Annotated in this window: 26 protein-coding genes and 1 pseudogene; 10 read left to right on the plus strand and 17 right to left on the minus strand. The window is 56.7% G+C overall.

All coding sequences use genetic code 11. The annotated features are described in order from the left end of the window. Nucleotides 1-123 precede the first annotated feature (123 nt). The 5 genes from AC4LF3_RS01365 to AC4LF3_RS01385 form a co-directional block, all read right to left on the minus strand. The gene (locus AC4LF3_RS01365) at nt 124-432 is read right to left on the minus strand and encodes a YkgJ family cysteine cluster protein (protein WP_434140311.1); all 309 of its coding nucleotides are present in this window, start codon (nt 430-432) and stop codon (nt 124-126) included. A 134-nt stretch (nt 433-566) separates the two neighbouring features. Beyond that, the gene (locus AC4LF3_RS01370; protein WP_074821437.1) at nt 567-1,907 is read right to left on the minus strand and encodes a c-type cytochrome; all 1,341 of its coding nucleotides are present in this window, start codon (nt 1,905-1,907) and stop codon (nt 567-569) included. Nucleotides 1,908-1,918: 11 nt separating this feature from the next. After that, on the minus strand, nt 1,919-3,706 hold the full coding sequence (locus AC4LF3_RS01375; protein WP_239382300.1) for a GMC family oxidoreductase: 1,788 nt from the start codon (nt 3,704-3,706) through the stop codon (nt 1,919-1,921). Nucleotides 3,707-3,709: 3 nt separating this feature from the next. Then, nucleotides 3,710-4,453, minus strand: a complete 744-nt coding sequence (locus tag AC4LF3_RS01380) for a gluconate 2-dehydrogenase subunit 3 family protein (protein ID WP_491834658.1) — start codon at nt 4,451-4,453, stop codon at nt 3,710-3,712. A gap of 161 nt (nt 4,454-4,614) precedes the next feature. After that, nucleotides 4,615-5,538, minus strand: a complete 924-nt coding sequence (locus AC4LF3_RS01385) for a LysR family transcriptional regulator (protein WP_404626655.1) — start codon at nt 5,536-5,538, stop codon at nt 4,615-4,617. A 134-nt stretch (nt 5,539-5,672) separates the two neighbouring features. Here AC4LF3_RS01385 and aptA point away from each other — a divergent pair, with 134 nt between their 5' ends. Together aptA and AC4LF3_RS01395 are read left to right on the plus strand one after the other, a co-directional pair. Next, a complete protein-coding gene (aptA, locus tag AC4LF3_RS01390) occupies nt 5,673-7,016 on the plus strand; it encodes an omega-aminotransferase AptA (RefSeq protein WP_197872988.1) in 1,344 nt (447 codons plus the stop codon). A gap of 60 nt (nt 7,017-7,076) precedes the next feature. Further along, nucleotides 7,077-8,573 (plus strand): CoA-acylating methylmalonate-semialdehyde dehydrogenase, encoded by a 1,497-nt coding sequence (locus tag AC4LF3_RS01395; RefSeq protein ID WP_491834659.1) that lies wholly within the window; start codon nt 7,077-7,079, stop codon nt 8,571-8,573. Between the two features lie 39 nt (nt 8,574-8,612). On the opposite strand, the gene AC4LF3_RS01400 is transcribed toward AC4LF3_RS01395, so the two are convergent. From AC4LF3_RS01400 to AC4LF3_RS01415, 4 genes are all read right to left on the minus strand, one after another. Further along, the gene (locus AC4LF3_RS01400) at nt 8,613-9,305 is read right to left on the minus strand and encodes a DUF4276 family protein (RefSeq protein ID WP_491834660.1); all 693 of its coding nucleotides are present in this window, start codon (nt 9,303-9,305) and stop codon (nt 8,613-8,615) included. A gap of 1 nt (nt 9,306) precedes the next feature. Beyond that, nucleotides 9,307-10,521, minus strand: coding sequence for an AAA family ATPase (locus tag AC4LF3_RS01405; RefSeq protein ID WP_491834661.1), 1,215 nt, complete (start codon nt 10,519-10,521; stop codon nt 9,307-9,309). A 171-nt stretch (nt 10,522-10,692) separates the two neighbouring features. After that, complete coding sequence (locus AC4LF3_RS01410) at nt 10,693-11,502, minus strand: NYN domain-containing protein (protein ID WP_491834662.1); 810 nt, start codon at nt 11,500-11,502, stop codon at nt 10,693-10,695. Nucleotides 11,503-11,719: 217 nt separating this feature from the next. Beyond that, nucleotides 11,720-12,196 (minus strand): hypothetical protein, encoded by a 477-nt coding sequence (locus tag AC4LF3_RS01415; RefSeq protein WP_475254432.1) that lies wholly within the window; start codon nt 12,194-12,196, stop codon nt 11,720-11,722. A gap of 223 nt (nt 12,197-12,419) precedes the next feature. On the opposite strand from AC4LF3_RS01415, the gene AC4LF3_RS01420 reads away from it, so the two are divergent. After that, on the plus strand, nt 12,420-13,670 hold the full coding sequence (locus AC4LF3_RS01420; RefSeq protein WP_239382290.1) for an acyltransferase family protein: 1,251 nt from the start codon (nt 12,420-12,422) through the stop codon (nt 13,668-13,670). Between the two features lie 56 nt (nt 13,671-13,726). Here the strand turns inward: AC4LF3_RS01420 and AC4LF3_RS01425 are convergent, their stop codons facing one another. Beyond that, nucleotides 13,727-14,026 carry a hypothetical protein gene (locus AC4LF3_RS01425; RefSeq protein WP_181123629.1) on the minus strand — a complete coding sequence of 100 codons (300 nt, stop codon included), beginning with the start codon at nt 14,024-14,026 and terminating at the stop codon, nt 13,727-13,729. 305 nt (nt 14,027-14,331) lie between these two features. Here AC4LF3_RS01425 and AC4LF3_RS01430 point away from each other — a divergent pair, with 305 nt between their 5' ends. From AC4LF3_RS01430 to AC4LF3_RS01440, 3 genes and pseudogenes are all read left to right on the plus strand, one after another. Next, nucleotides 14,332-15,036 carry a sulfotransferase family 2 domain-containing protein gene (locus tag AC4LF3_RS01430; protein ID WP_416614029.1) on the plus strand — a complete coding sequence of 235 codons (705 nt, stop codon included), beginning with the start codon at nt 14,332-14,334 and terminating at the stop codon, nt 15,034-15,036. An 8-nt stretch (nt 15,037-15,044) separates the two neighbouring features. Continuing rightward, nucleotides 15,045-15,633: pseudogene (cysC, locus tag AC4LF3_RS01435) on the plus strand (adenylyl-sulfate kinase). Nucleotides 15,634-15,800: 167 nt separating this feature from the next. After that, nucleotides 15,801-16,502, plus strand: a complete 702-nt coding sequence (locus AC4LF3_RS01440; RefSeq protein ID WP_491834663.1) for a DUF1294 domain-containing protein — start codon at nt 15,801-15,803, stop codon at nt 16,500-16,502. A 57-nt stretch (nt 16,503-16,559) separates the two neighbouring features. Here AC4LF3_RS01440 and dctM read toward each other — a convergent pair whose 3' ends face one another. The 3 genes from dctM to dctP form a co-directional block, all read right to left on the minus strand. Continuing rightward, nucleotides 16,560-17,843 carry a C4-dicarboxylate TRAP transporter large permease protein DctM gene (gene dctM / locus AC4LF3_RS01445; RefSeq protein WP_150348221.1) on the minus strand — a complete coding sequence of 428 codons (1,284 nt, stop codon included), beginning with the start codon at nt 17,841-17,843 and terminating at the stop codon, nt 16,560-16,562. Further along, entirely contained in the window at nt 17,840-18,469 is a 630-nt protein-coding gene (locus AC4LF3_RS01450; RefSeq protein ID WP_010796642.1) for a TRAP transporter small permease, read from the minus strand. Before AC4LF3_RS01450 ends, dctM begins: the two co-directional genes overlap by 4 nt. Nucleotides 18,470-18,576: 107 nt before the next feature. After that, on the minus strand, nt 18,577-19,569 hold the full coding sequence (gene dctP / locus AC4LF3_RS01455; RefSeq protein ID WP_010796643.1) for a C4-dicarboxylate TRAP substrate-binding protein DctP: 993 nt from the start codon (nt 19,567-19,569) through the stop codon (nt 18,577-18,579). A 565-nt stretch (nt 19,570-20,134) separates the two neighbouring features. Between dctP and AC4LF3_RS01460 the strand changes: the two genes are divergently transcribed. Then, the gene (locus AC4LF3_RS01460) at nt 20,135-20,914 is read left to right on the plus strand and encodes a hypothetical protein (RefSeq protein ID WP_407362720.1); all 780 of its coding nucleotides are present in this window, start codon (nt 20,135-20,137) and stop codon (nt 20,912-20,914) included. A 65-nt stretch (nt 20,915-20,979) separates the two neighbouring features. Here AC4LF3_RS01460 and AC4LF3_RS01465 read toward each other — a convergent pair whose 3' ends face one another. Both AC4LF3_RS01465 and AC4LF3_RS01470 read right to left on the minus strand, forming a co-directional pair. Further along, nucleotides 20,980-21,321 (minus strand): zinc ribbon domain-containing protein YjdM, encoded by a 342-nt coding sequence (locus AC4LF3_RS01465; RefSeq protein ID WP_312272214.1) that lies wholly within the window; start codon nt 21,319-21,321, stop codon nt 20,980-20,982. A 259-nt stretch (nt 21,322-21,580) separates the two neighbouring features. Then, nucleotides 21,581-22,120 carry an invasion associated locus B family protein gene (locus AC4LF3_RS01470; RefSeq protein ID WP_185749705.1) on the minus strand — a complete coding sequence of 180 codons (540 nt, stop codon included), beginning with the start codon at nt 22,118-22,120 and terminating at the stop codon, nt 21,581-21,583. A gap of 162 nt (nt 22,121-22,282) precedes the next feature. Here AC4LF3_RS01470 and AC4LF3_RS01475 point away from each other — a divergent pair, with 162 nt between their 5' ends. From AC4LF3_RS01475 to AC4LF3_RS01485, 3 genes are all read left to right on the plus strand, one after another. Next, entirely contained in the window at nt 22,283-22,747 is a 465-nt protein-coding gene (locus tag AC4LF3_RS01475; protein WP_313550113.1) for a GNAT family N-acetyltransferase, read from the plus strand. Nucleotides 22,748-22,759: 12 nt separating this feature from the next. After that, complete coding sequence (locus AC4LF3_RS01480) at nt 22,760-23,239, plus strand: GNAT family N-acetyltransferase (RefSeq protein WP_312272216.1); 480 nt, start codon at nt 22,760-22,762, stop codon at nt 23,237-23,239. 243 nt (nt 23,240-23,482) lie between these two features. Beyond that, on the plus strand, nt 23,483-24,496 hold the full coding sequence (locus tag AC4LF3_RS01485; protein WP_491834664.1) for an SDR family oxidoreductase: 1,014 nt from the start codon (nt 23,483-23,485) through the stop codon (nt 24,494-24,496). A gap of 17 nt (nt 24,497-24,513) precedes the next feature. Here AC4LF3_RS01485 and AC4LF3_RS01490 read toward each other — a convergent pair whose 3' ends face one another. Together AC4LF3_RS01490 and AC4LF3_RS01495 are read right to left on the minus strand one after the other, a co-directional pair. Then, the gene (locus tag AC4LF3_RS01490) at nt 24,514-25,353 is read right to left on the minus strand and encodes a DMT family transporter (RefSeq protein WP_475254446.1); all 840 of its coding nucleotides are present in this window, start codon (nt 25,351-25,353) and stop codon (nt 24,514-24,516) included. A gap of 118 nt (nt 25,354-25,471) precedes the next feature. Continuing rightward, on the minus strand, nt 25,472-26,533 hold the full coding sequence (locus tag AC4LF3_RS01495; protein WP_491834665.1) for an NAD(P)-dependent alcohol dehydrogenase: 1,062 nt from the start codon (nt 26,531-26,533) through the stop codon (nt 25,472-25,474). Between the last annotated feature and the right edge of the window lie 13 nt (nt 26,534-26,546).

The following is a 26,546-nucleotide window of genomic DNA, read 5'->3' on the forward strand; positions in this document are numbered from 1 at the left end:
TATTGTTTGATCTGTCGACAAGGGTTTCTAAAACGCTCAAGCGTATATAACACCGCGCATACAGGCCTACATACAGCAGAGGGGAGCGCTAATTAGCCTATCCATCAGGGTGTGCTCTGGTTATCAGAAAGCGTTGCGCTCTTCCAGGCAATCGTCCCCACCCATCTCGAATTCGCGGCAGATCAAGGGGCGATTCTCATAGATGCTGCATCGCATGGTTTCTCGATCCAGCGCGGCGCACCAGCCGTCGTCCAGGCGCGCCATGGTCATCGAGCCCCATTGGTCCTCCTCGATAAAGCGCATGGGAACGCCGGTATCCGTAATCAGCATGACTTCCAGACGGCAGCACTTGGCCGCACAGGTGTCACAGGTGACACTGGGTTCGGGCTTGGTGGGCGGCGCAGAGGCAGGCAGGTTATGGAGCGGAATCACGTGATCACCGGGGTAAAGGCAGGCTGCAAGGTTACCGGCAGTTAAGGCCTGCTCAAAACGAAGAATGATCCATCAGGAGGAAAACTGACGGACCGCAGGCCTCTCATGTCTGCCTGCGTTCCGTCAGCGACCGATTACCGGGGCGTCGGATTCTGCTCCGGCTGATTGCCATACGCCGTTTGCCCGATGTCATCGCCCGAGGTGGTGCGATTATCGCTGTTGCGCAGTTTGGCGACGGCATCGGCATCCACCGGACCGCCCTTGTTGCCCCAACTGGTCCGGATAAAGGTCACCACATCCGCTACCTGCTGATCGCTCAACCGCCAGCCGAAGGCAGGCATGACGATGGTCGAGGGCGCACTCTTGAGACCCGGCAGCTTGCCCCCTTCCAGCACAATGTGGATAAGGGACGTCGGGTCTTCCGTCTGCACCACGGTGTTACCGGCCAGTGCCGGGAACGCCCGGGTGTAGCCCAGGCCATCCGAGCGGTGACAGGCGTTGCAGTTGTCGATGTAGACCGCTGCGCCGCGCTTGCTTTCATCCCCTTTTACCAGCATTTCCGAAACGGCATTGTTGCGCTGATAGGGTGGGGCGTCCGGATGGACCGGCGAAAGCGTCTTCAGGTAACGGACGATTGCGGTCAGATCCTCGTCGCTCATGTACTGCAGGCTGTGCTCGACCACCTGCGTCATACCGCCAAAGACGGCCATGTCATCCGAGCGGCCTGTCTTGAGGAATTCCACCAGCTGCGCCTCGTCCCACCGGGCAATGCCTTCCTTGTGGTCATTGCGCAGGCTTTTGGCAACCCAGCCTTCCAGCGGGGCGCTACCCGCAAGGAAGTCCTTGCCGTCGGCATCGCTGAGGGCTTTTTCCTGCATGGCAATGCCGCGGGGTGTGTGGCAGGCACCGCAATGGCCCAGGCCCTCCACCAGATAGGCGCCACGGGCAACCACCGGGTCCATGCCCTGCGCCGGTTTGAAGTCGGCAACCTCCGGCGCGAACAGCTTGCGCCAGACAGCCAGGGGCCAGCGCATCGACAGCGGCCAGGGAATGGCCACGTCCTGGTTGGGCTGAGTCACCGGCTGAACGCCGTGCATGAAGTAGGCGTACAGGGCCCGCATGTCCTCTTCGGTGACGCGTGCATAAGAGGGATACGGCATGGCCGGATAGAGCGAATGCCCTTCCTTGGCGATGCCGTGGCGTACCGCCTTGTCGAAATCCTCGAAACTGTAATTGCCGATGCCGGTTTCCTTATCCGGCGTGATGTTGGTCGAGTAAATGGTGCCAATGGGCGTGCCCATCGGCAGGCCGCCGGCGAAGGGTTTGCCACCGGCTGCCGTGTGGCAGGCCACACAGTCACCAGCGCGGGCCAGGTATTCGCCTTTCTTGATCAATTCCTGATCAGGTCCGGCCTCTTGAGCAAAAGCAGGCAGAGCGATGAACCCCAGGGCCAGTGCAGAGATGAGTGCTTTCATGGTCGACGTCCTCATGCCTGCACCAGTGGGCCAGGGTTTTTCAGGTACTGCTCGCGGATGGCGCGTGCCGACCAGTAGGTGAGGGCTGCCACAAGGCCTGTCGGGTTGTAGCCCAGCCCCTGTGGGAAGGCCGAGGCGCCCGGAACGAACACGTTGTGCACATCCCAGCTCTGCAGGTAACGGTTGAGGGCGCTGGTCTTGGGGTCGGTTCCCATGATGGCGCCGCCGTTCAGGTGGGTGGTCTGGTAGCTGACCGTATTGAAATGCGTTCCCGGCGCCTTGACCTGTACGTTGATGGCCTTGGGATTCATGGCTTCGGCGATGCGCTTCATCTTGTCGACCATGAAGTGCGTCATCTTGATGTCGTTTTCCTTCCAGTCGAAAGTCATGCGCAGGAGCGGCATTCCATACGCATCCTTGTAGGTCGGATCGAGGTCCAGGTAGTTATCGCGGTAAGACTGGTGCGCTCCGTGGGCATCCATGGACAGCTGATGGTTGTAGTAATCGGCCGCCGCCGCCTTCCACTGGCTGCCCCAATTGGGCGTGCCCGGAGGATTGCTTACACCGGCGATGGGGCGTGTGCCCGCCTGGTTCACCCAGAACGGCGAGCCACCTACAAAGCCGTGAGGGCCGTGGTCGAAGTTATCGGCATTGAAGTCATCCACCGCCACGCCATTACCGCCCGCACCGATAAAGGGGTTGGTGAAGTGCTGGTCCTTGTCGAAGTAGGCCTTGATGGTCGCCATGTTCTGGTAGGCGAAGTTTCTGCCGACCACGCCTTCACCGGTTTTCGGATCATAGGGCTTGCCGATGCCTGAAAGCAGCATCAGCCGCACGTTGTTGAACTGGAAAGCGCCGAGAATGACGATATCGGCCGGCTGCTCAATCTCGTTGCCCTGGGCGTCTACATAGGTCACGCCAGTGGCGAGCTTCTTGTCGTCGGTCAAGTTGACCTTCAGCACGTGGGCATCGGCGCGCAGTTCGAACTTGGGTTCCTGGCGCAGCGCCGGCAGGATGTTCAAGTTAGGCGAAGACTTGGAGTACATGTAGCAGACGTACCCGCTGCAATATCCGCAGAAATTGCACGGCCCCATCTGGCAGCCGTAGGGATTGGTGTAAGGGCCGGACGTGTTGGCCGAGGGCAGGTCATAAGGGTGGTAGCCCACATCCCAGGCGGCCTTCTGGAACAGCTGCGCTGACACCGTGTTCTTTTGCGGCGTGAGCGGAAAGTGATCGGAGCGGTCCGGTGCAAAGGGGTTACCGCCCTTGCCTTTGCCAACCAGCTCGCCCTTTACCGTCCAGGCCTGACCGGAGGTGCCGAAGACTTTTTCGGCAAAATCGAAATACGGCTCCAGCTCCTCGTAGGTCACGCCAAAGTCCTGGATGGTCATGCCATCCGGGATGAAGTTCTTGCCGTACCGCTCCTCATAGTGACTGCGCAGGCGCAGCTCTACCGGGTCGACCCGCAGATGCACGCCGGACCAGTGCAGACCCGCACCGCCTACGCCATCGCCGGGCAGAAAGGCGCCAAGCTGACGATAGGGCAGTGCCGTCTGGCTCACGTTGTGGCGAATGGTGACGGTCTCCTTGGACGTGTCCACGAACAGCTTGCGACGGATGCTGTAGGTCAGCTCGTCGATCACCTGTGGGTAGGAACCATCCGGGTAGGTGTCGCGCATCGGGCCACGCTCCAGCGCGACCACGGAAAGGCCCGCCTCGGTCAGTTCCTTGGCCATGATGGCCCCGGTCCAGCCAAAGCCCACGATCACCGCATCGGCTTTCTGCATCACTTTTGCCATGGATCAAGCCCTCTCGCCGCGGATGGAAACCGGCGGGAAGGGGTACGCCACATCGCGTTCCACCCAATCCATGAAGTCGGCACGGGCGCCGGGAAAGCCCACCAGCTTCCAGCCCACCATATCCTTGTTGCCACCATGAATCGGGTCGCAGAAAAAGCCCTCTTTAGTGCTTTGCAGCAGGGCGGCAAAGAAGGTCTTGGCAGGAAGCGGGGCGAACTCGGCCTCACCGGCTTCAAACTGACGAAGTGCGGCATCCTGGGTGCCGGTATCCAGCTCGGCAAACGGCTTGCCGTGTTGCTGGCGCGACCAGTCATCCGCGGCCTTGATGCCCAGGTGGAAAACCTGTTGCGGATTGAGCTTGAGCTGGTACCCCATCTCCGAAGGTGCATCGGGTTGGAAAGGCCCCTGCATGTACCACTTCGCCCCTTGGGCATAGGGGGTATTCATCTGCCGGTCGATGTACTCCGGTACACCAGCCTCCACCGCACCGGGGCCGCGATCATCAGCGGGAATCAGCCGGGCGACGGCGGCGTGGATAAACGTCCATTCTTCCGGCGTGAAAAAGGTAGGCTGATAGGCGTCTGCGCGGGCGCTCTGGCCCGGCTTGTCCTCGTCACGCTGTCGCTCCTTCGTCTCGGCCAGAGCCAGGCTGGCGCCGCCTGTAGTGGCAAGTGTCACCACGGGGATCAGGGTTAAAGACTTGCGTAGAAAGTCGCGGCGGGCGTTAGACGTATCATCAACAGACATGAGGGTTCCCATCAGCCATCAGGCTTTAAATGTTAGTAAGCTAATCATTTAAGTGTAACAATTTGTGCGGATCTGCGACAGATTGCCTCACCATCGACCGGCGCGCCGCGGGCAGGTTCCTGATGACCCTTTAAAAGGTAGGGATAAGAACGTATAGCCCATCAAGCCTGGGTATGCTCAAGCGCTTCCAGAAACCGCTGTAGGATCAGGTTGGGGCGGCGGCCCTTGCGCATCGCGGCACAGAGCGGAATGGAGTAGAAGAAACGCTCCGGCTTGAGCGGCCGCAGGACGCCCTGCATCACCCAGCTGGCGGCATAATGATCTGGCAGATACCCGATGTAACTGCCGGTATGCAGCAGAAAGGCAATCCCTTCGCGGTCTGACGCGGTGGCCGTACAGTTGAGCGTCTGGTGTCGCTCCAACGCCTCGGCCGTCAATCGATAGTTCGGCGCCACAGCATCGGCCATGCGTAGCGCCTCATCCGGAATCTCCTCATCGGGCCGGTGGAACAAAGGGTGCTCATGGCTGCAATACAGTTGCGAGCGTTCCTCATAAAGCGCTGTGTATTCCAGGCCGGACAGCGGGTTGATCAGCGGGACCACGCCAATATGCAGCCGTCCGTCCAGCACCCCACGTTCGATTTCGCCCGGCGTCATCATGCCAATGTTTACCCGCACACCCGGCCCCAATGCCTTCAGTTTGCGCAGCGCATGGGTCACACGCATTTGTGGCAAGGTGACGAGGTTGTTGATGATGCCGATGTTTAGCTCGCCCCGCAGTTGCTGGTGCAGGGCATTCACTTCACTGCGAAAGCCTTCCAGCGCGGCCAGTAGGCTCTGGCTGGCCCGCAGCACTTCCCGGCCTTCATCCGTGAGTGCAAACCCGGCGCGGCCGCGCTGGCACAAGCGCATCCCCAACCGTTTTTCCAGGTCGCCCATGTGCAGGCTAATAGCCGAGCGGGTGATGCCCAGTGCACTTTCCGCCGCGGCAAAGCTTCCGCATTCCGCCACCGTTTTGAACAGACGCAGGAGGCGGATATCAAAATCGCTGACTTGGCCAAGCGGGGCTTTGCGAGGTGCGCTCATTAGGTAAGTTTTTTCTTGAGTAAACGTAAGAAGAATACGCTTTAACTCATCCAAGGTCAGGCTCAAGCTGAGGCTTTCGTCGGGACGATTCCTATCGCCCCGTCCAGCTCATGTCTTGTACCCCGAGGCCCTGCATGAACCAGCCCCTGACCGTATCGCCACCGCTTGCCAGCGAACTCGACCTGACCCACCACTGGATGCCCTATACCGCCAACCGCGCGTTCAAGAAGGACCCACGCATTCTGGTGGCGGCAGAGGGTGCGTATCTGACCGACGATCAGGGCCGCAAGCTGTACGACAGCCTGTCTGCCTTGTGGTGTGTGGGTGCGGGGCATGGTCGCAAGGAAATTGCCGAGGCGGTAGGTAAGCAAGCGCTGCAACTCGATTATTCACCGGGCTTTCAGTACGGCCATCCGCTGTCCTTCAAGCTGGCTGAAAAGATCGCCAGCCTGACGCCGGGCGACCTGAACCACGTGTTCTTCGTTAATTCCGGCTCCGAATGCGCTGACACGGCCGTGAAGATGGCCCGTGCCTACTGGCGCCTGAAAGGGCAGGCCACCAAGACCAAAATGATCGGCCGCGCTCGGGGGTATCACGGCGTAAACATTGCCGGCACCAGCCTGGGCGGCATTGGGGCCAATCGTAAGATGTACGGCCAGCTGATGGATGCCGATCACCTGCCGCATACCCTGCTGCCGGGTAACGAATTTACCAAAGGCATGCCCAAGACCGGCGTTGAGCTGGCAAACGAAATGCTCAAGCTGATCGAACTGCACGATGCGTCCAACATCGCGGCGGTCATCGTTGAGCCTATGTCCGGCTCGGCCGGGGTAATCGTGCCGCCGGAAGGCTATCTGCAACGCCTGCGCGAGATCTGCACCCAGCACAACATCCTGCTGATCTTTGACGAGGTCATTACTGGCTTTGGCCGCACCGGCTCCATGTTTGGTGCGGACAGCTTTGGCGTTACGCCCGATATCATGAACCTTGCCAAGCAGATCACCAATGGCGTGATCCCCATGGGCGCGGTGGTAGCGACCAAGGAAATCCACGACACCTTTATGAACCAGGGCACGCCGGATTATGCCGTCGAGTTTGGTCATGGCTACACCTACTCCGCGCATCCAGTCGCCTGTGCGGCAGGTCTGGCTGCGCTGGAAATCCTGGAGCGGGACAACCTCGTTCAGCGTGTGGCTGAACTGGCCCCGCATTTTGAGCAGCGTATCCACGGCGTGCGCGGTGCCAAGCACATCGTCGATATCCGTAACTACGGCTTGGCCGGTGCGATCCAGCTCGCCCCGCGTGATGGCGATGCGATCGTCCGCCCCTACGAGGCCTCTCTGAAACTGTGGAAAGCCGGTTTCTATGTCCGCTTCGGCGGCGATACCCTGCAATTCGGCCCGCCCTTTATCAGCACGCCGGAAGAACTGGATCGCCTGTTCGACGCCGTGGGCGAAGCCCTCAACGCCACAGCCTGATTATTTTCGTACAGCGGCGCGCCACCGTTACCCGACGCGCCGCCTTTACAGGGAATCGATATGACCACCTTGAATCACCTCATCAACGGCGAAGCCTTTGCCGAGAACGGCCGCACGGCAGATGTCTACAACCCTTCAACTGGCGACGTCATTCATCAGGTGCCATTGGCTAGCCGCGACACGGTGCAAAAGGCCATCGACGCGGCCAAGGCAGCCTTCCCTGCTTGGCGCAACACCCCGCCGGCCAAGCGCGCCCAGGTCCTGTTCCGCTTCAAGCAACTGCTGGAGCAGAACGAGCAGCGCATCGTGCAGCTGATCAGCGAAGAGCATGGCAAGACGCTGGAAGACGCCTCCGGTGAACTCAAGCGCGGTATCGAGAACGTCGAGTACGCCACCGCCGCACCCGAGCTGCTCAAGGGCGAGTACAGCCGCAACGCCGGTCCCGCCATCGACAGCTGGTCCGACTTCCAGCCGCTGGGCGTGGTTGCCGGTATCACGCCGTTCAACTTTCCGGCCATGGTGCCGCTGTGGATGTACCCGCTGGCGATTGCCTGCGGCAACTGCTTTATCCTCAAGCCTTCCGAGCGCGACCCCAGTTCTACACTGCTGATTGCCGAACTCCTATATGAAGCCGGTCTGCCCAAGGGCGTGCTCAATGTGGTGCATGGCGACAAGGATGCCGTGGATGCACTGATCCAGGCACCTGAGGTCAAGGCGCTGAGCTTTGTTGGCTCTACCCCGATTGCCGAATACATCTATAAGGAAGGCGCCGCCCGCGGCAAGCGCGTCCAGGCCCTGGGCGGTGCGAAGAACCATGCGGTGCTGATGCCTGACGCCGACCTGGACAACGCCGTGAGCGCACTGATGGGCGCTGCCTACGGCTCCTGCGGCGAGCGCTGCATGGCCATCTCCGTGGCGGTGTGCGTGGGCGACCAGATTGCCGATGCGCTGATCGAGCGCCTGACGCCACAAATCCAGAGCCTCAAGGTTGGCCCCGGCACCTGCAAGGGGCTCGACATGGGCCCGCTGGTCACCAAGGCCGCGCTGGAAAAAGTCACCGGCTATGTACAAGACGGCGAAGCGGCGGGTGCCAAGCTGGTCGTCGACGGTCGCAGCCTCAAGGTTGCTGATCACAGCGACGGTTTCTTCCTCGGCGGCTGCCTGTTCGACCATGTCACGCCGGAGATGCGTATCTATAAAGAAGAGATCTTTGGCCCGGTACTGTGCGTGGTGCGTGTCAACAGCCTGGAAGACGCCATCGCGCTGATCAACGCCCATGAATACGGAAACGGCACCTGTATCTTCACCCGCGACGGCGAGTCTGCACGACTCTTCAGCGACGAGATCGAAGTGGGCATGGTCGGCATCAACGTCCCACTACCCGTTCCGGTGGCCTACCACAGCTTTGGCGGCTGGAAGCGCTCCATCTTCGGTGACCTCGCTGCCTACGGCCCGGACGGCGTACGTTTCTACACCCGCCGCAAAACCATCACCCAACGCTGGCCGCAACGCGCCAGTCACGAAGCGGCGCAGTTTGCGTTTCCTAGTAATGGGTGAGTAAGCGGTAAGGGCCAGTTGAAAGACTGGCCTTATAGGTTAATTAGTAATTAATAATGATTTTTGACAGTCTCTATTTGATTTATTTTCATGAAGTTTTGCCATATATTTTAAGTCTTGTAGAAAGTCTTTTAATGAGTCCGAATATTTAGATGCGCGTACAGGGCACATATTTATTAAGAAATAAACTCCATCTTTAGTTTTTTGATATTCAGGCCAATATTTTTTTATTGCTCTCTCTGCAGGGTGTTCTATATGATCAACTTTCCTCAAGAGCTTCTGGTTTAAGGCTGAATTAGTTCTTTTTATTTTTGAAAGCTCTTCTGCGTCCCCTAAAATCCAATTTTCCATACTTCTATGGGCAACACCAAGTACAATGTTGTCGGCGTTTCCTGCAGCCTTCTTTAAATCATCTCTGAATTTACTCAGTTCGACGTCTCTTGACTCAAGGTCAATAATGCAGGCTATATATTCAATGTCTTCCAGCGTGCTCATGGCAATTATTTTTTTTAAGTCTTTTCCCAGCTTTGTAGCAGGTATTGTATGGCTGTTTTGAATTCTTTTTGTCTTTTCCTTTACTTGAAATGGAAGTTTTTCTTTCGCTACTATGTTTTTTATGAAGGATGGCAGTCCTTTTTCTTCCATTTCTCCTTCTACAACTAACAAGAGGCGTGGTGGTGCATCGATATTTTTTGATCTTGGTGACTTGAAATTGCGTGGCTGCCTTTTCATATTAAATTCCTGCCAACCACGCTTCATCTATACTGATGCCGTTGTCATATAAAACTGCTTTAAGTTTTTCAGGGTCTTCTGAGAACTCTGATATTATTGATTGGTTATTAAATCTTTCTACAACCTTTATCTCTTGAGGCTCACAGTGCTTTACTATGAAGGGGCTCTGTGTAGTAATTATTATTTGGGAAAGAGGATGTTCTTTATCTAGTAAACATTCACGATAAATCTTCATGAGCTCAGAAATAGCATGTGGGTGGAGATGCGTTTCTGGTTCATCAATGACTAATATTTTTCCTCCAGTCTCTAGAATCGCTAACCTTCCAATAAGCATTAGCGTGCCATCGCTTAAGTCCCAAGGGTGAAAAATTGATCCATTTTGCTCAATTACATATATCTTAGATGTTCCTGCAAGATCTTTTTCAGCTTTAAGATCTATGATCCAAGGGATAAATCTTTGTATATTTTTTAATAATCTGCTTTTGCGCTTTATACTCCTTTTGTCTTTTGATTTAACAATATTGAATATAAAATTCCAAAGCTGGAGCCCGTCTGATTCTTGCCAGCCTCGAATGTTTCCATCATCTCTAAAGTAATTTGGACTAGATGGATCTATTCTAAATGTTTTGCCTTCAGTGCCGTACGACGAAAAAAAAGGTGGTGAGTAGCGAAGTGATAGCCATTTTAAGCAAGGAAGGTCTATGCTTGAGCTTCGCGCACTTTCAGCCGGTGTGTCTATGACAAGCCCATCTTTTTCTATCTTTCCTTTTACTTTGAAGAAGCCATTAGTTTGTCTTATTGACTCAGCATAAGCATATAAATCTAAATTTTCATAGAAAATATTAATTTCTTCTTTGATTGTTCTATAGCCATGTATGCTTTTTTTGCTTTTTAATAAGGTTGCGTGGTGTTCAATATGATAAGTTTTTTTTGTCTCTTTAGAAAAAGCTTTGGTGGCCAATGTTATTTTTGAACGATTAGCGTCTTTATGAAATATTCCTGAGCCGCCGCCTATTTGTTCCATAGCCATTCTTAAGTTTTCATAGGATGCAGCGGTTGGGATGAGTAATAATGCTTTTAAAATAGAAGATTTCCCGCAGCCATTCTTTCCTACAAAAACTGTTAGTGGCTCCAGTTCGGTTTGCGCGTTTTTAAACAGCCTGAAGCCTTCAAGGCTGATTCCAGTTAATAAATAGCTGTCAGATTCCGTTTTCATTTACTTAATCCATATCCGTTGCATAAATGGCATATAAAATTCTATAAAATTCTATAAAATCGATAGGTATCGCTTCGTTCAGTACTAGCCTACGGTACGGTGAGCTTTGTAAGGTGAAGCAGGCCGCGTAGGCTGAGCGTGCGATACCCATCGAAAGAGATGAACACGTGCCTATTTCTCGCCTTTCTTCCCCTGTCGATTCCGCACATATAACGTCCGGCGGCTGCTGGTCCCGTCTTCCTGTACCTCGAAACGGCGTTGCTGGGCCTTGAGCAGCTCGCTGAGTTTCTTGAAGCCGTACAAGCGCGGGTCAAAGGCAGGGCGGAGTTTGGTGATGTTCTGGCCGAGCACGCCCAGGCTGGCCCAGCCGTCTTCGTCGGAAAGGTCGTCAATAACCTTGGCGATAAAGTCCACCGGGACTTTCTGCGGTTTGGGTTTTGCGGCAGGTTTGGGTTCTTCGCCTGCGGGTTGCCCTGGCGTACCCGCCTTGTCGGACGGGGTAGACTCGGGGGCTGGCTCGGCGTCGGCGCGCAGGATTTCGGTGTAGATGAACTTGTCGCAGGCGGCAACGAAGGGCTTAGGCGTCTTTTCCTCGCCAAAACCGTAAACCGTCAGGCCCTCTTCACGTAGGCGCATGGCCAGACGCGTGAAGTCGCTGTCGCTGGAGACTAGGCAGAATCCATCGAAGCGCCGGGTGTAGAGCAAGTCCATGGCGTCGATGATGAGGGAGCTATCAGTCGAGTTCTTGCCCTTGGTATAGGCGAACTGCTGCATGGGCTGGATGGAGTGATCGAGCAGGACCTGCTTCCACTTGCCCAGCTGCGGGCCGGTCCAGTCACCATAGATACGCCGCACACTGGCGACGCCGTATTTGGCGATCTCTTCGAACAGCCCTTCGACGATAGCCGCCGGAGCGTTATCGGCATCGATGAGGACGGCGAGGTGTTTCTGTTGAGGCGACGCACTTCCTTTGCTTGGCATGGCTCGATCCGTGAGAGCAGGATTTTGCTAACATACGCCTAATTTAAAGTGTGTGCTATGTCTCGTTTGTCGGATTTTCAGCCAGCCTCCACAGAGATTTGCGTGCGTCTGGCAGCCTCTTCTGGGAGGCAAAGCCATAACCCTTTCAGCTGCTACAAAAAACCGCCTCTAAGGGCGGTTTTGTTTTTCCGTTAACACTGGGCAACGGTGGATATGTTCAAGCCTGAGGAGTCGGTTTGGTCACGGCCAGAAACTTGGCTTGCAGGTCATTGATCTGTGCGTGTGACACCGAGTACTGAACATTGCAGAGCTGAACGTTCAAGGTGTCATTACCTGCCAGATGCTGCATCTGAGCGTTGCTCAGCGTCACGTCGTACGTGACGTTGTAGTCCGACTTGGTGTACTGCTGGCGTTGCACAACATCGGCCTGGAACTGGTCCGTGCCGGAGGTGATCAGCGCAGTGCTGCAATCCGAGTAGGAGGGGTGCTGCGCTGTTGTCGAGAGGCTCAGGACGTATTGTCCGGCAGCGGGCTCGATGCGATTGACGGTCAGCGATCCGCCCTGGGTTCTAGCCGGTGCCTGAGCTGTGTTGCTTTCAGGGGCTGCGTTAAAGGGGGCACTGATTGCACAGCCTGCCAGTAACAGGGGCGCGATCAGCAAGGCTGCCTTACCGTGTTGGATAAGCGTGTTCATGGTTGCCTCAGCAAGAAGATTCGATACGTTCATTATCGAATCAATCGCTTGATGCTAGAAATGAAGCGCAGAGATAACGACCATTGCGGAAATTGATGTTTCAGGGAAGGCGGTCGATGTGTGGCCAAGGTGTTTCAGCGCGCTAACACATCCTGCAACGAGCCGGCGTCCAATGTTGGCATAATGACGGTTCGATGACTGCTTTGATCGTTTCGCCTTCACTATGACCAAGCATTACTACGGCCTTGAATGGCTTCGTTTTCTGATGGCCCTTTACATGGTGGTCTACCACCTGGGCGGCCTGTACGGTGACGCACCGTGGCTTTTTCAAAAGCTCGTCGGCATGGGCTTTTACGCAACTAGCACTTTCTTCCTGTTGTCCGGCTTTCTGCTGGCGCATGTCTGCCTGGATGATCAGGGCAAAATGAAGGGCAGCCAGGCCGGCTTTATCGCGCGGCGATTGTGCAATCTCTATCCCATCCACCTGATGACGTTGGCCATCGCGCTGGGTGTACTGGCGATGAATGCCCCCTCGGCAGACGGTGTGCCCGTGTATTACAACCAGCATCCCTACGCGTCGCTGGAGGATGGCGAGGGGCTGGAGGAATTGCTGCCCATCTCCTGGCTCATGGCAGGTGTTCATATCTTGATGCAGATCCTGCTGCTTCAGTCCTGGGAGCCGCGCTTTCTCTGGCTCAACGGTGCGACCTGGTCCATTTCTGCCCTGCTGTTCTTCTATATCCTGTTCCCCTTGCTTGCGCCACGCCTGATGGCGGCGCGCCGCTGGATACTGATAGGGTTCGCATTATGGGGCGCTTACCTGCTGGTGCCTTTGTTGGCGACCTGGCTGCATGCCTATGACTATGTGACCGTAGGCGTTATCCATCGCAACCCGGTGATTCGCCTGCCAGAGTTTTTGATTGGCATCATTCTTTATCGCGCCTTGCAGGAGCCTTCTCTGGCCCAACTGGCAGAGCGCTACCGGTACTGCCTGATTGCCGTTGGCTTGAGTGGCCTTTTCATCGGGGCATGGCTCTTGCAACAGGACGGCCGCCGTTGGTTCTATCTGGTTCATAACGGTCTGCTAACGCCTTTTCAGGGCTTGCTACTGCTGGCGTGCGCTACCTTCCGCGCACCGGAAAGCGCCTCCCTGCAACAACTGGCCCGGCGGCTGGGTGAGGCATCGCTGTGCATCTTTGCCATCCACACACCCATGATCAGCCTGATCGACCCGTGGACGCGGCATCTGTTGGCCTTCTTTACCCAGGCGCATGAGGCCGCTAGCGACGCGATCAGTGATGCCGTCAGCGATGTGTTGGGCGATGTGGTCACCATTCCCCTGTGGAGCCTCATCCCCCACCTGATCGTAGTCATTGGCCTGGGGCTGTTGATTCAACGTTTTCTAATCGGCCCCCTGCGCCGTTGGCTGGAGGCGCACCTGCCTCAGAAGTACAGGAAAGGTCGGGGCGCTTAGACGCACTCTGGATTAGCTATAAAAAAACCGCCCTTAGAGGCGGTTTTTTATAGAGGCTATCGCGCATCTGGCGGAGAGCCGGGCGGGGCGCCGTCTTTGGGTGGCGGTGGCATATGCTCAGGCATGGCGGCGAGCCGGCCTTGGAAGTCCTTGCAGACGCCTTTGAGTGCCTTGCCGTCAGGCAGAGTAAGCATGACTGGCGCGCCGACAGGCTTACCTTCGCACACTTCAAACGCCGCGGGCGGCGGCATACGGTCATGCTGGCCGCGGGGCGGCGGCTCCTGATCGGCCAGCGCAACGCTGCCAAACAGGCCCAACGCCAGTGCAGCTGTAGAAAGAAGGGGTGCTTGTTTCATACCCGGTCCTTGTCGTGTTGTTGAGCTATCTAAGCACAGCCCTCCCGGCTGTCGTGCCGACTTTACCCAGGCGATACACAGCCGCATAGCAGGCGAAATGGCCGAAAGTCTACTGTAGAGCGGTTTTTACGCCTATTCAGAACGAAAGTAGCCGCGTGAGGCAGATCGCTTCTGTATCAGCGCCTTTACATGGCTTTTACCTACTCAAAACCTTAAATGGCGAGGGCCTCTGCTAGCCTTTTCGCCTTTTCAGCCATGTGTATCTACGGATGGCTTTGCGCAAAATTCAGGCGGTACAAACAGGTATGTTGCAGCGGTATCTATGGAAGCTTATCCCCAAGGCGCAGCGAAGCTTTCTGCTGGGTCGTCTTTCAGTGGTCGATCGGCAAGTGGTGAACAAGGTCATGTCCGGGAATGTGATTTTTCCCAGGCCGTTTGCCGATCAAAACTGCCTATTCATCCATGTACCCAAGTGCGCCGGAAGCAGCCTGTGCAAGGCCTTGTTTGATGGCTGGCGACCGGGGCATCTGCCGCTGTATTGGTATGAGCAGCAGTTTCCTGAGGCCTTCGAACAGAGTTTCAAATTTACCTTTGTGCGCCATCCGCTGGAGCGAGCGTATTCGGCATTTGCCTTTTTAAAGGGAAATGAGCCCATCGCGCGTGATCTTTCCGCATGGCGGTTGATGTCGCGCTATGACAATTTCAATACGTTCGTCGCACAGTGGCTGCATGAGGACAACATCCGGAGGCAGATTCACTTCGCGCCGCAGACCGACTTTCTGACAGATTCCCTGGGGCGACTGGCAATGGATTTCATTGGGCGCCAGGAGTCGCTTGAGGAAGACTTCGCTCGACTGACGGATATCTTGGACCTGTCGGCGACGTTGCCACATATCAATCCGTCGCGGCAGCGGGAGGCGGGGCCCGCGCATGCCTTTTGTACGGCGCGCACACGGCGGCTGATTCGCCGGGTGTATGCACGTGATTTCGAATTATTAGGTTATGCGTGAGGACACCGATGGGAAGCTGTATCCGGCCTTATGATCTGACCCTGCCCGCCTCGGCGCGTGCACAGGCGTTGGGGCAAAAGCCTTATTGCCTGTGGCTGACCGGGCTTTCCGGTGCGGGCAAGTCTACCCTGGCGAACAGTCTTGATCTGGCACTGCACCAGCGCGGGCTGCATGCCTACGTGCTGGACGGCGATAACCTGCGCAATGGGCTATGCCGTGACCTGGGGATGTCGGCGGCGGAGCGGAGCGAAAATATCCGGCGAATAGCCGAGGTGGCGAAGCTGATGGTAGAGGCGGGAATTGGTGGTGATCGTCTCGGCGATTTCACCGTTCCAGGCCGATCGTGATGCCGCGCGGGCCTTGTTCGAGCCGGGCCAGTTTCGTTGCGTGTACGTCAGCACATCATTTGAGGAGTGTGCACGGCGTGATCCCAAGGGGCTGTACCGCGCCGCGCGGGAGGGAAGAATCCACAATTTTACCGGGTTCGATAGTCCCTACGAGCCACCTTATGATGCTGATTGCGAAATCGACACAGCGCGCCTGTCTATTCCCGAGGCAACGCAGGCATTGATCGAATTGCTGACGCCAGAGGCCTGAGCTGAACGGGTAAGTAAGACAGCCGAAAGGGTTGAGCGGAGGATGCGTTTCCGAAGTACTTAGAGGTAAGCGGATGGGTAGGGCACGCAATACCCATCCACTGTCCGCCCTGTTACTGACTTCTGTCGTTCCGGTAGCATGCCTGCTTTTTCCAGGCAGAGCGGACGATGGAACAGCGCGGGACGTTGAAGAGCTGGAATGACGAAAAGGGCTTTGGGTTCATCCGGCCGGAGCAGGGCGGGGATGAGGTGTTCGCTCATATTTCAGCGGTACGGGGTGATCGGCGGCCGGTAGCCGGTGAAAAGGTCCTGTATGTCGCGGGGCCTGACGGCAAAGGGCGTCTGCGGGCGGAGCATATTCGTCTGAATGCAGGCATGACGCTGGACAAACCGTCCATCCGTCAACGATCCACGCCTGCCAGAACGGCTTCCCGGTCTGCCCAGACACCACGTCCGCGTCAACAGCGCCATGGCGGTATCCAGGACCTGCCGGTCAAGCTCGTCCTCTTCGCGGTACTTTGCGTGTTGCCTGTTTGGGGAAGTTTGCATGTTCTGTCTACACGATACAGCCTCTTCCCGCTGGCCCTCTATGGTAGCGCAAGCCTGGTGGCCTTCCTGTTCTATCGGCATGACAAGCAGAGCGCACTGAAGGCGCAGCGGCGTATTCCTGAGAAAACCCTGCACATACTTGAGTTGGCCGGCGGTTGGCCGGGTGGTCTTGTGGCGCAACAGGTCTTTCGCCACAAGACCCGCAAGGTGAGCTATCAGGCTGTCTTCTGGATCATCGTGCTGCTGCATGAGGCGTTGTGGGCAGATGAGCTATTTTTCCACCGCTTGCATCTGTTTGACCGCGTGCCTCTGTTCTTTTAAACGAAATGAAACAGCCCGGCATAAAAGCCGGGCTGCAAGGATGGGCACAGTAAGCGATCAGCTCATGCCCAGCCAGTTAGGCAACGCCAGCGAGATCGCCGGGATGTAAGTGATGATCAGCAGGAAGCTGATCAGCAGCATCAGCCACGGCCAGGCCGCGCGGATAACATTCGCCAGCGGCATACCTGTCACAGCGGATGTTACGAACAGGTTCAACCCGACCGGCGGCGTGATCAGGCCGATCTCCATGTTTACGACCATGATGATACCCAGGTGGATCGGGTCTATTCCCAGTTGAACGGCGATGGGGAAGAGGATCGGCGCCAGGATCAGGATGATCGCCGACGGCTCCATGAACGCACCGGCAACCAGCAGCAGGATATTGACCACCAGTAGGAACTGCCAGGGTTGCAGGCCCATTTCAACCACCCAGGCGGTGATCTGCTGAGGTATCTGTTCCGTAGTCAGTACATGGGCAAAGAGCATGGCGTTGGCAATGATGAACATCAGCATGATGCTCAGCTTGCCGGACTCCAGCAGCACCTTCGGGCAGTCGCGGAGGGTCATGTCCTTGTACACGAACAGGGCCACGAATCCGGCATAGACCGCGGCGACAGCTGCGGCTTCGGTCGGAGTGAACATGCCCGAATAGATCCCGCCGAGGATGATCACCATCAGCAGCAAGCCCCAGATCGCCTTGCGCGCCGTGGTAAGAAGCTCACGCAGCGACGCACGAGGCAAGGCGGGCAGGTTCATCTTTCGGGCGACGATATAGATCGCCACCATCAACACCACGCCCAGCAGCAGACCGGGGATCACGCCGGCCATGAACAGTTTGCCCACCGACTGCTCGGTAGCCGCCGCATAAACCACCATCACAATGGACGGTGGAATCAGAATGCCCAGGGTGCCCGCATTACAAACGATTCCCGCACCAAAAGCCTGTGGGTAGCCGGAGCGGACCATCCCGGCAATGGCAATGGAACCTACCGCCGCCACCGTGGCCGGAGACGAGCCGGACAGGGCCGCAAACAGCATGCACGCCAGTACGGCCGAGATGGCCAGACCGCCGCGGATGTGGCCTACGCAGGCGTTAGCGAAATCGATCAGCCGCTTTGCCACACCGCCCGTTGTCATGAACGCGCCAGACAGCAGGAAGAACGGAATCGCCAGCAGGGTGTAATGCTCGGACGTCTCGAACAGCTTGATCGCCAGTGAACGAACCGAGTCGGGGCTGAACAGCATGATGGTGACCGAGCCGGCCAGACCCAGCGACACGGCAATCGGAACGCCGATAAACATCAGTGCAAACAGCACGACGAAGAGAAAGATGACGGTCATGGTTTCTCTCCCTCATGCTCTTTGAGTTTCAAGGCATCGGCGGCCTCGTCGGCCAGCCCAAGGCCGGTCTGCTGGTTGCGTATGATCCTGACCAGAATTTCCAGGAAGCGAATGAATACCATGGCATAGCCGAACGGCACGATCAGGGTGATATGCCATTGTTTGATCCCGAAATGGCCCAGGTCCTCTGCGCCAATGCTGGCGCCTAGCAGAGTCTGGACCCAATCGAAGCTGGCAACGGCGATGAGGCCCGCATAACCCAGGCAGCACAGACAGGCGATCAGGCCAATGATGCGCTGAACCGGCTTGCTGGCCAGCTTGACCAGTGCGTCGACACCAATATGGCCTGCCGTGCGCACGCCATAGGCCAGACCGAAAAAGATCAGCCAGGCGAACAGGGCTTTGGTCAGGGCGCTGCTCCAGGTCATGGACTGCGCCATGTCGAGGATTTTGTCACCAATGGCCAGCACCGTTTCGTTGCCGCCCAGGTAGTCGCCCAGGGTATAGAAAGGCGTATAGAAGTTATTGAGGATTACGTAGGTAAAGGTCACAAGCGTCATGGCCGCCAGGAGAAAGGCAATGAAACCTTCCTCGAAGTGATCCCAGATACGTCGTAGGGCGCTCATCGATTGATCTCCCGCCAAGCAGGGCAGACGTGGGATGGGCCAGCCGAGGGCCGCCCATCCGTCACTGCGCAGGCGGCACTGGGCTCGCCTGCGCTACAGGGGTGTGCTTAGATCTGGTTGGACGCGTCAGCAGCCTTGATCAAGTCAGCACCGATCTCGCCTTCGAACTTCTGCCAAACCGGCTTCATGGCATCGCGCCACTTGGCCCGCTCTTCAGGCGTCAGGGTGATGATCTCGGTGGTCTTGGCATCCAGGATGCGCTGCTTGTCGCCCTGGTTCAGGGCATCAGCCTGCTTGTTCACTTCAGCCGTGACTTCCACAACGATCTTGTCCAGCTCGCTGCGCACGTCGGCAGGCAGACCATTCCAGAACTTGGTATTGGTGATCAGCATGTAGTCCAGAAGGCCGTGGTTGGACTCGGTGATGTACTTCTGCACTTCATACATCTTCTGGCTGTAGATGTTGGAGTAAGGGTTTTCAGCACCATTGACCACACCGGTCTGCAGGCCCTGATATACTTCGGCAAAGCTCATCTTGCGCGGGTTAGCGCGCACTGCCTTGAACTGCTCTTCAAGCACGGCAGACGCCTGGACACGGAACTTCAATCCACGGGCATCCTTGGGTTCGCGTAAAGGCTTGTTGGCAGACAGCTGCTTCAGCCCGTTATGCCAGTACCCCAGCCCGGTGATGTTCTTGTCTTCCATGGACTTGAGCAGGTTCTGCCCCGCGGGGCTCTGCTGGAAGCGGTCCACGGCGGCCATGTCATTGAACAGGAAGGGCAGGTCAAATACCTGTATCTGCTTGGTGTAATGCTCGAACTTGGCCAGTGACGGCGCAATGATCTGCACATCACCCAGCAACAGCGCTTCCATTTCCTTGCCGTCGCCGAACAGGGACGAGTTCGGATAGACCTCGACCTTTACCTTGCCGGGTAGTCGCTCTTCCGCCAGCTTCTTGAACAGAATGGCGCCTTGCCCTTTGGGTGTGTGCTCGGCTACGACATGGGAGAACTTGATTACGATGGGATCTGCAGCATTAGCCAATCCGGCAGCACCAAGCGCGAGTGCGCAGGCCAGAGCCTTGAGCGTCATCTTGAACATACCTGTATTCCTTTGTTGTGATTATTGGTGAGGCAGTGAGGGCAGCATGTATATCAGAATTCGTTAATCATTAACGACCTTAGACGGCACACGCAGAGTTCGCCTCTACAAATCATAGGGCAAGCAATATGCCGAGAAACGGTAGGGATCGCTGGTGTGCAATACCATGTCACAATGATTTCAAGACAGGCGCTCTAGAGCACCGCCTGGAAGTCTCTTGGGTACCATCGGTCTAGCCCTCTTAACGAGGCGGCAGAGCTTTTGCTAAGCGTTGGCGGTAATCCGCCACTAATGTCGCTGGTTGGCGGTTTTTCGCCACTGCTGGATTGCCTAATTGCGACATATTTTGCTCAGTTGTGTCGTAATTGGCATTTTTTGCTAACTGTTTGAGTTGAAAACCGTGCGTCGATTAAACGCAGCATTTGCGAATCAGCACTTTTAAGGGCCGATCTTTATTTCCTAGGGGTATCGCACAGCATCAGGTGAGCGCATCGTTTTTACTGTCCGGCTGAACTGGCCTACCTTGCGCGGGACTAAGCGTCCGGGCAGTAATTGACGAAAGCCGATGATCTCTGTGTTTCCCTGTTTTTTTCCGCTCGCTGCGCTGATCCGACGCGTACGGCTGTACCGTCCTTGCTACACAATGCTGCTGGTGGTTTCCCTGCTCTTCACGTTGGGGGGCTGCGGGCAACTCAGCCATTCCGACATCATGAACAAGGATGATTCGGCTGATGCCGGCGAGTTCTTCCAGACCAATGTGGACCGTATGGCCACGCTGGCGATGCGTGACAACCTCAACAGCCTCTATCGACTGCTGGATAAGCTGTACCGCCGCAATCCGGCCGAGTGGCGCAAGACGGGTCAGCCAACGATCGAGGCGGCAGAAAAGCTCATCCAGACGGCTATCGAGCAGAACCGTGACCTGCCTTCGCTCAATGGCCTGAGGGATATCCAGGCGCTCAGCTATGCCTTGAGTCCCGAGTTTCAGGGCGACCGGGCCGGTGCGTTCATCTATGCCATTGGCACCATGCTGATCACTGCCCACGGCGGTCGGATGGAGTTCTATATCACCGATACGATCAGCGCCGAGTTTATCAACAATGCTGCCCGCAATATCGAAAAGGCAACCTGGATGCTGGGGCAACGCAAGGACTTGCAGGGTAAGCGTTTACTGCTGGCCAATCAGTTGTCCAAGGATGGACGCAACCTGAGCTTTGCGGTGGAGTTTGGCAAGATTGTGGCGCGGCTCGATCTTATCAGCGAGGTGCTGGACGAGCGTTATCGGCGCTTGGGGGTGAGCTACGCACAAAGCCTGCTATTCATGAACTTCCTGCCGGTTCAGTAATGCGGCGTGGCTGCCCTGTCTATTCACAGGGCACGCTAACCAAGGACGGCAGGATCAGCGAGGTATCAGACCTTTCTCACGAATTCCGACTTGAGCTTCATCGCGCCAATGCCGTCGATCTTACAATCGATATCGTGATCGCCTTTAACCAGACGAATATTCTTGACCTTGGTGCCGACCTTCACGACCAGGGATGAGCCTTTCACTTTCAAATCCTTGATGACCGTAACGGTATCGCCGTCCTGCAGCGTATTGCCTACTGAATCCTTGATGACCTTGCCGCCCTCGGAGGCTTCCGCAGTTTCGGTGGCAGACCACTCGTGTCCGCACTCTGGGCAAACGAGCTGGGTACCGTCTTCGTAGGTGAATTCGGAATTGCATTGAGGGCAGGGCGGCAATGTGCTCACTGGACTTCCTTGGTGGGCGATAAAAGCCTGACATTATATAGGGTTTTATCGCATTCCGCTGATGCAGCGGTTAGCGCCTAATCATGATGCTCAACGCATCGACCGGCGCAATCAGCCTTGTACCAAAGAACCGCGTGATGTGCGGTAACGCTATTCAAGTGCATGGTTCGACGCTCCTGATTTGGCAAGACCGCGCCAGGCAGGAGCATGAGGGCATGAAGGAGACTGCCTATGCCAGTCTCCTTCCAGAGCGGTCAGCTTATTTCATTAGCGCACGGGTGCGCTCGGCTGCCTTGGTAAAGCCTTTGAGTGACAGCGGGCCGTGGGCCTCGCCGCCGGTGGCGATGGCCGCCGTTACATTAAGCGCCTTGCCCTTGCGCAGGGCCTTGAGCTGGTTGTTGTCAAAGTCCAGTGGAGCGATGCAGCCCACTGGCAGACAGGTATGGAAATCCACCGTGCGGGTGTCCTGGTCGTCTACCTGCAAGCGCACGCCTTTGGTTACGGCAACGCCAAAGGGCAACACCATGAAGCCGCCCAGACCATCCTTTTCGGGACGCAGCTCGATGGCCAGCATGCGCTGCCCATCCTTGTTGTTGATAACCTGAGACATGGCGCAAACCTTGCCTTCTTCAGGAACGTTCCGGCAGATCACCGACCAGTCACCGTAGGTCTCTGTCGCGGTAGGCTTGCCCTGTGCATCGCCAGGCGCGGTTTGTGCCTGTACCGTAGTGGACAGGCCGGCTCCCGTCAGCAGCATGGTCGAAAAGGCCAGCGCCGGGAGAAAGCCGTTCTGTTTCATGTTTCTTCCTTGCAGTTGTGAAGAGTGATGACGTACAGCATAGGTCATTTGACCCGATTGATGCTGCCCTTATGACGACACAGGAAGATCAGCGTGCCCTTAACTGATCGCCCGACATGTGAGAGCTAAGCTCAAGATTTCTCTTTTACAGGCAGATTAAAGATGAATATTGTCGGACCGGAACTCGATGCTGCGGATCAATGCGAACAGCTATTGCGTAGTCTTCCACGCTGGTTTGGAATCGAGTCGGCCTTGCTGGAGTATGTCAAGGATACTCGTACGTTACCTACCTTTGCAGCTTATGAGCTGGACTTAATGCTGGGCTTCATTTCCTTGAAGGAGCATTGTCCCGGTGCCTGGGAGATAAGTTGCATAGCGGTTCATCCTGATAGTCATGGACAGGGTGTTGGAAGAAGGCTTCATGAGCAGGCTGAAGTTTGGCTGCGTAATCGGGGCACCCACTTTCTGCAGGTAAAAACTCTGGCTGCCAGTCATCCGAGCCCTGAATATGCTCGGACACGCGGTTTTTATGAACGCATGGGCTATCACCCTTTGGAGGTATTTACTGATCTATGGGGCTCAAGGTTGCCCGTTCTGCAGTTGATCAAATGTATATATCACTCCTGAAGAGGCATCCGAATGCCCCTCTACCGTGAAGCGACACCCGATGACATCGCTGACATTTCCAGGCTGGGGCAGCTGCTCAATGACATGCACCACCAGGCTTGGCCGCAGATCTTTGCGTCGGCCGAAGACGTGCGACGTGACGAGGCGAATTGGCGGCGCGCGATTGGGGCGGCGAATGCCACAACCTTTGTGGCGCAAGAGGACAGTGAACTGATCGGGTTCATCAGCGTTTACCTCATCAGTGAAACGCATTCCTTTTTCAATCCAATGCGTTATGCCCACGTAGGCTCGATCTGTGTGGACGAAACGCGCCGGGGAGAGGGCGTTGGCCGTACGTTGATGGTTCTAGCCGAGCAATGGGCCCAGGAGAAAGGTGCAGTGGATATGCGCCTCACCGTGTGGGCCTTCAATGAGGACGCGCAGCGGCTGTACGAGGAGCTGGGCTACGGGGTACGGTCGGTTTCGATGGGAAAGCAGCTGTCGTCACGTTAGGCAGCTATATTCTTTAAGATAATGCCTCTCTGCCCGAGACCGTTAATGAGCAGATGACTCAACCCGTTTCATCTAGCAAGGCCATGAAGGCCATCCCTTTGATGGATGATGAGTCTGCATTGAGTGAAGTGGAGCGCACCTTGAATCTACACACGCTCCGGTAGTCTGGCATTTTGAAATCAGCCGAACCCTCCTGCGAGGCTCCTGTCAGGACTATAGATACCTTTCTGACAGGAGATGAACATGGCGAAGCTACCTCTCAAGCCTCTCAGCCAACAGGTGATAGTGATTACCGGGGCGTCCAGCGGCATTGGGCTGGTCACAGCCCGCATGGCTGGGCGTGCCGGTGCCAAGGTCGTTGTAGCGGCGCGGAATGAAGAGGCGCTCCAGCAATTGTGCGCCGAGATTCAGCAGCAGGGCGGTCAGGCGGCCTATGTGGTGGCGGATGTTGGCAAGGAAGAGGATGTTTCCCGCATTGCTGAGCAGGCTATCGAGACGTTTGGCGATATCGATACCTGGGTCAATAACGCTGGCGTTTCCATTTTTGGCGATTGCCTGGAAGTGACCATCGAAGACATGAAGCGCATGTTCGACACTAATTTCTGGGGTGTCGTCTACGGTTCGCGTCTGGCGGCCAGTTATTTCATCAAGCGTGGCGGCCCGGGTGCGATCATCAATGTGGGCAGCTTTTTCGGTGATCGGGCAACGCCGGTCCAGTCGACCTATTCGACCAGCAAGCATGCCCTGCACGGTTGGACCGATGCCCTGCGCATGGAGCTGGAACACAAGCAGTACCCCATCTCGGTCACGCTGGTGCATCCGGCGCGAATCGATACGCCCTATAACGAGCACGCCCGTAGCTATATGCCCAACCAGCCGGCACACCGGGGCATGATCTATCCCCCGGAGGCGGTGGCCGAGGCTATTTTGTTCGCTGCGGAAAATCCCAAACGGGATATGTTCGTGGGCAGCGAGGCCAAGGTTCTGGCATGGCTGTCGGCGCTGTCGCCGCGGCTGACCGACAAGCTGATGAACAAGATCATGTACCACTCCCAGTATGCCGACCGGCCCTCCCGTAGCCGGAAGGACAATGCCTTGTACGAGCCGGGTTACGGGTTGCATGAGCGTGGTACGCATCAGGGCTGCTCGTATCGCTCGCGCAGCTATTACGTGAAAATGTCCAAACACCCGGTGGTGTCATCGGTGGCGATTGCAGGATTGGGACTGATGGCGCTGAGGCTGATGAAGCGCTCGTAAAACTTTCCGGCAGAGGTTCAAGGCTTCTGCCGGGTATTAAGCACCAACGCGATACCGCCCAGCACAGCCAGGGCGGTGAGCAACAGGCGTAACGTCAGGGCTTCGCCCAACAGCAGCGCGCCAGCCAGGGCCGTCAGTACCGGTACGCTGAGCTGTACCGTAGCGGCTTGCAATGAGCCCAGCCCTCGCAGGGCGGTATACCAGAGCGCATATCCCAGTCCCGAGGTAACGGCACCCGAGAGTATGGCGTAGAGCACTCCCATCAGATCCGAATGGCTATAGGCAATCGAGGCCAGGCTGATGAGCAGCGCCGGAACAGACGCCAGCAGGAAGTTGCCCGCCGTAGCGGCCAGCGGGCTGGTAACCCCTCGGCCCTTGAGGGAGTAGAGCCCCCAGGCTACGCCGGATGCCAGCATCAACAGTGCACCCGTCAACGAAGGCGCGGTCGCACCGGGTAGGAGCAGGACGACTAGCCCACCCAACGCAAGAAGCAGCCCTGCCGTCGCCCAACGGTTCAGCCGCTCGCCACGTAACAGCCCGAGGCTGATCATGGTGACCTGCACTGCCCCAAAGAGCAGCAGTGCACCCGTACCTGCTTCCAGGTGCGTATAGGCAAAGGAAAAGGCCGCCGCGTAGATAAAGAGATAGATTGCCGAAGGCCAGTTGCCGGCCGGTTTGCCGTTCTGCTGGCGTAGTAGAAGCCACAGCACGAGTGCGCCTGAAAAAATGCGTAGCGTTGTAAAACTGGCCGGGTCGATTTCAGCGTGCTTGAGCGCCAGACGGCAAAGCAGGGAGTTGCCCGCAAAGGCCAGCATGGCCAGCGCGGTGAAAGTCAGTGTGCGTATTGTTGTAGGCATGCGTGTTCTGCATCAGAAGACGTGCCCAGAGTGTAGGCTGAATTGGCAGGTGTGAAAGCGGATTGTGCGATTAAGGTTTGAGCAGTAGCGGAGCAGCCTGAGCTGCCCCGCCTCAGCATCAGGCCTGTGCCGCCTTCAGTGTCGCCATGTCGATGACGAAGCGGTATTTCACATCGCCCTTAATCATGCGTTCGTAGGCGTCGTTGATGTTACGGATATCCAGCATCTCGATATCGCAGGTAATGCCGTGCTCGGCGCAGAAATTCAGTACCTCCTGAGTTTCTGCTATGCCGCCGATGAGCGAGCCGGCAATCACGCGACGCTTCATGACAAGGTTGCCTGCATGAACGGCGGGCTCGATGGGCTCGATCAGGCCGACCAGGATATGCACACCGTCAAAGCGCAGGGTTTCGAGGTAGGGATTCAAGTCATGCTGCACGGGGATGGTGTCGAGCAGGAAGTCGAAACGACCGGCTGCAGCTTTCATCTGAGCGTCATCGGTAGAGACGATCACATGGTCCGCGCCCTGACGCTTGGCCTCGTCCACCTTGGACAGTGAGCGGGTAAACACGGTGACTTCCGCGCCCATGGCCTTGGCGAACTTGATGCCCATGTGGCCCAGGCCACCCATGCCCAGTACGCCTACCTTGTCGCCTGCCTTTACACCGTAGTGCTTGAGCGGCGAATAAGTGGTGATACCGGCGCACAGGATAGGTGCTGCGGAAGCCAGATCCAGCTTTTCAGGAATGCTCACAACGAAGCGATCGCTGACCACGATGCTGTCGGAGTAGCCACCCATGGTATTGCTGCCATCCACGCGATCCGGGGAAGCGTAGGTCATGGTAGGACCTTCCAGGCAATACTGCTCAAGATCCTTCTGGCATGCTTCGCAATGACGGCAGGAGTCGACCATACAGCCTACGCCAACCAGATCGCCTACCTTGTAGCGGCTGACATCAGCGCCCACAGCGGTCACCTTGCCTACGATTTCGTGGCCGGGCATCAGCGGATATACCGCAATTCCCCATTCGTTACGGGCCTGATGGATATCGGAGTGGCACACACCACAGTACAGGATCTCAATGGCTACATCGTCGTTGCGCGGAGCACGGCGCACAAAGGTGTGCGGGGCAAGAGGGGTGGTAGGCGACAGGGCGGCATAGCCGAATGCTTTGGTCATATAGAGCCTCACA

Source organism: Pseudomonas sp. C2.3V, from assembly GCF_058536325.1.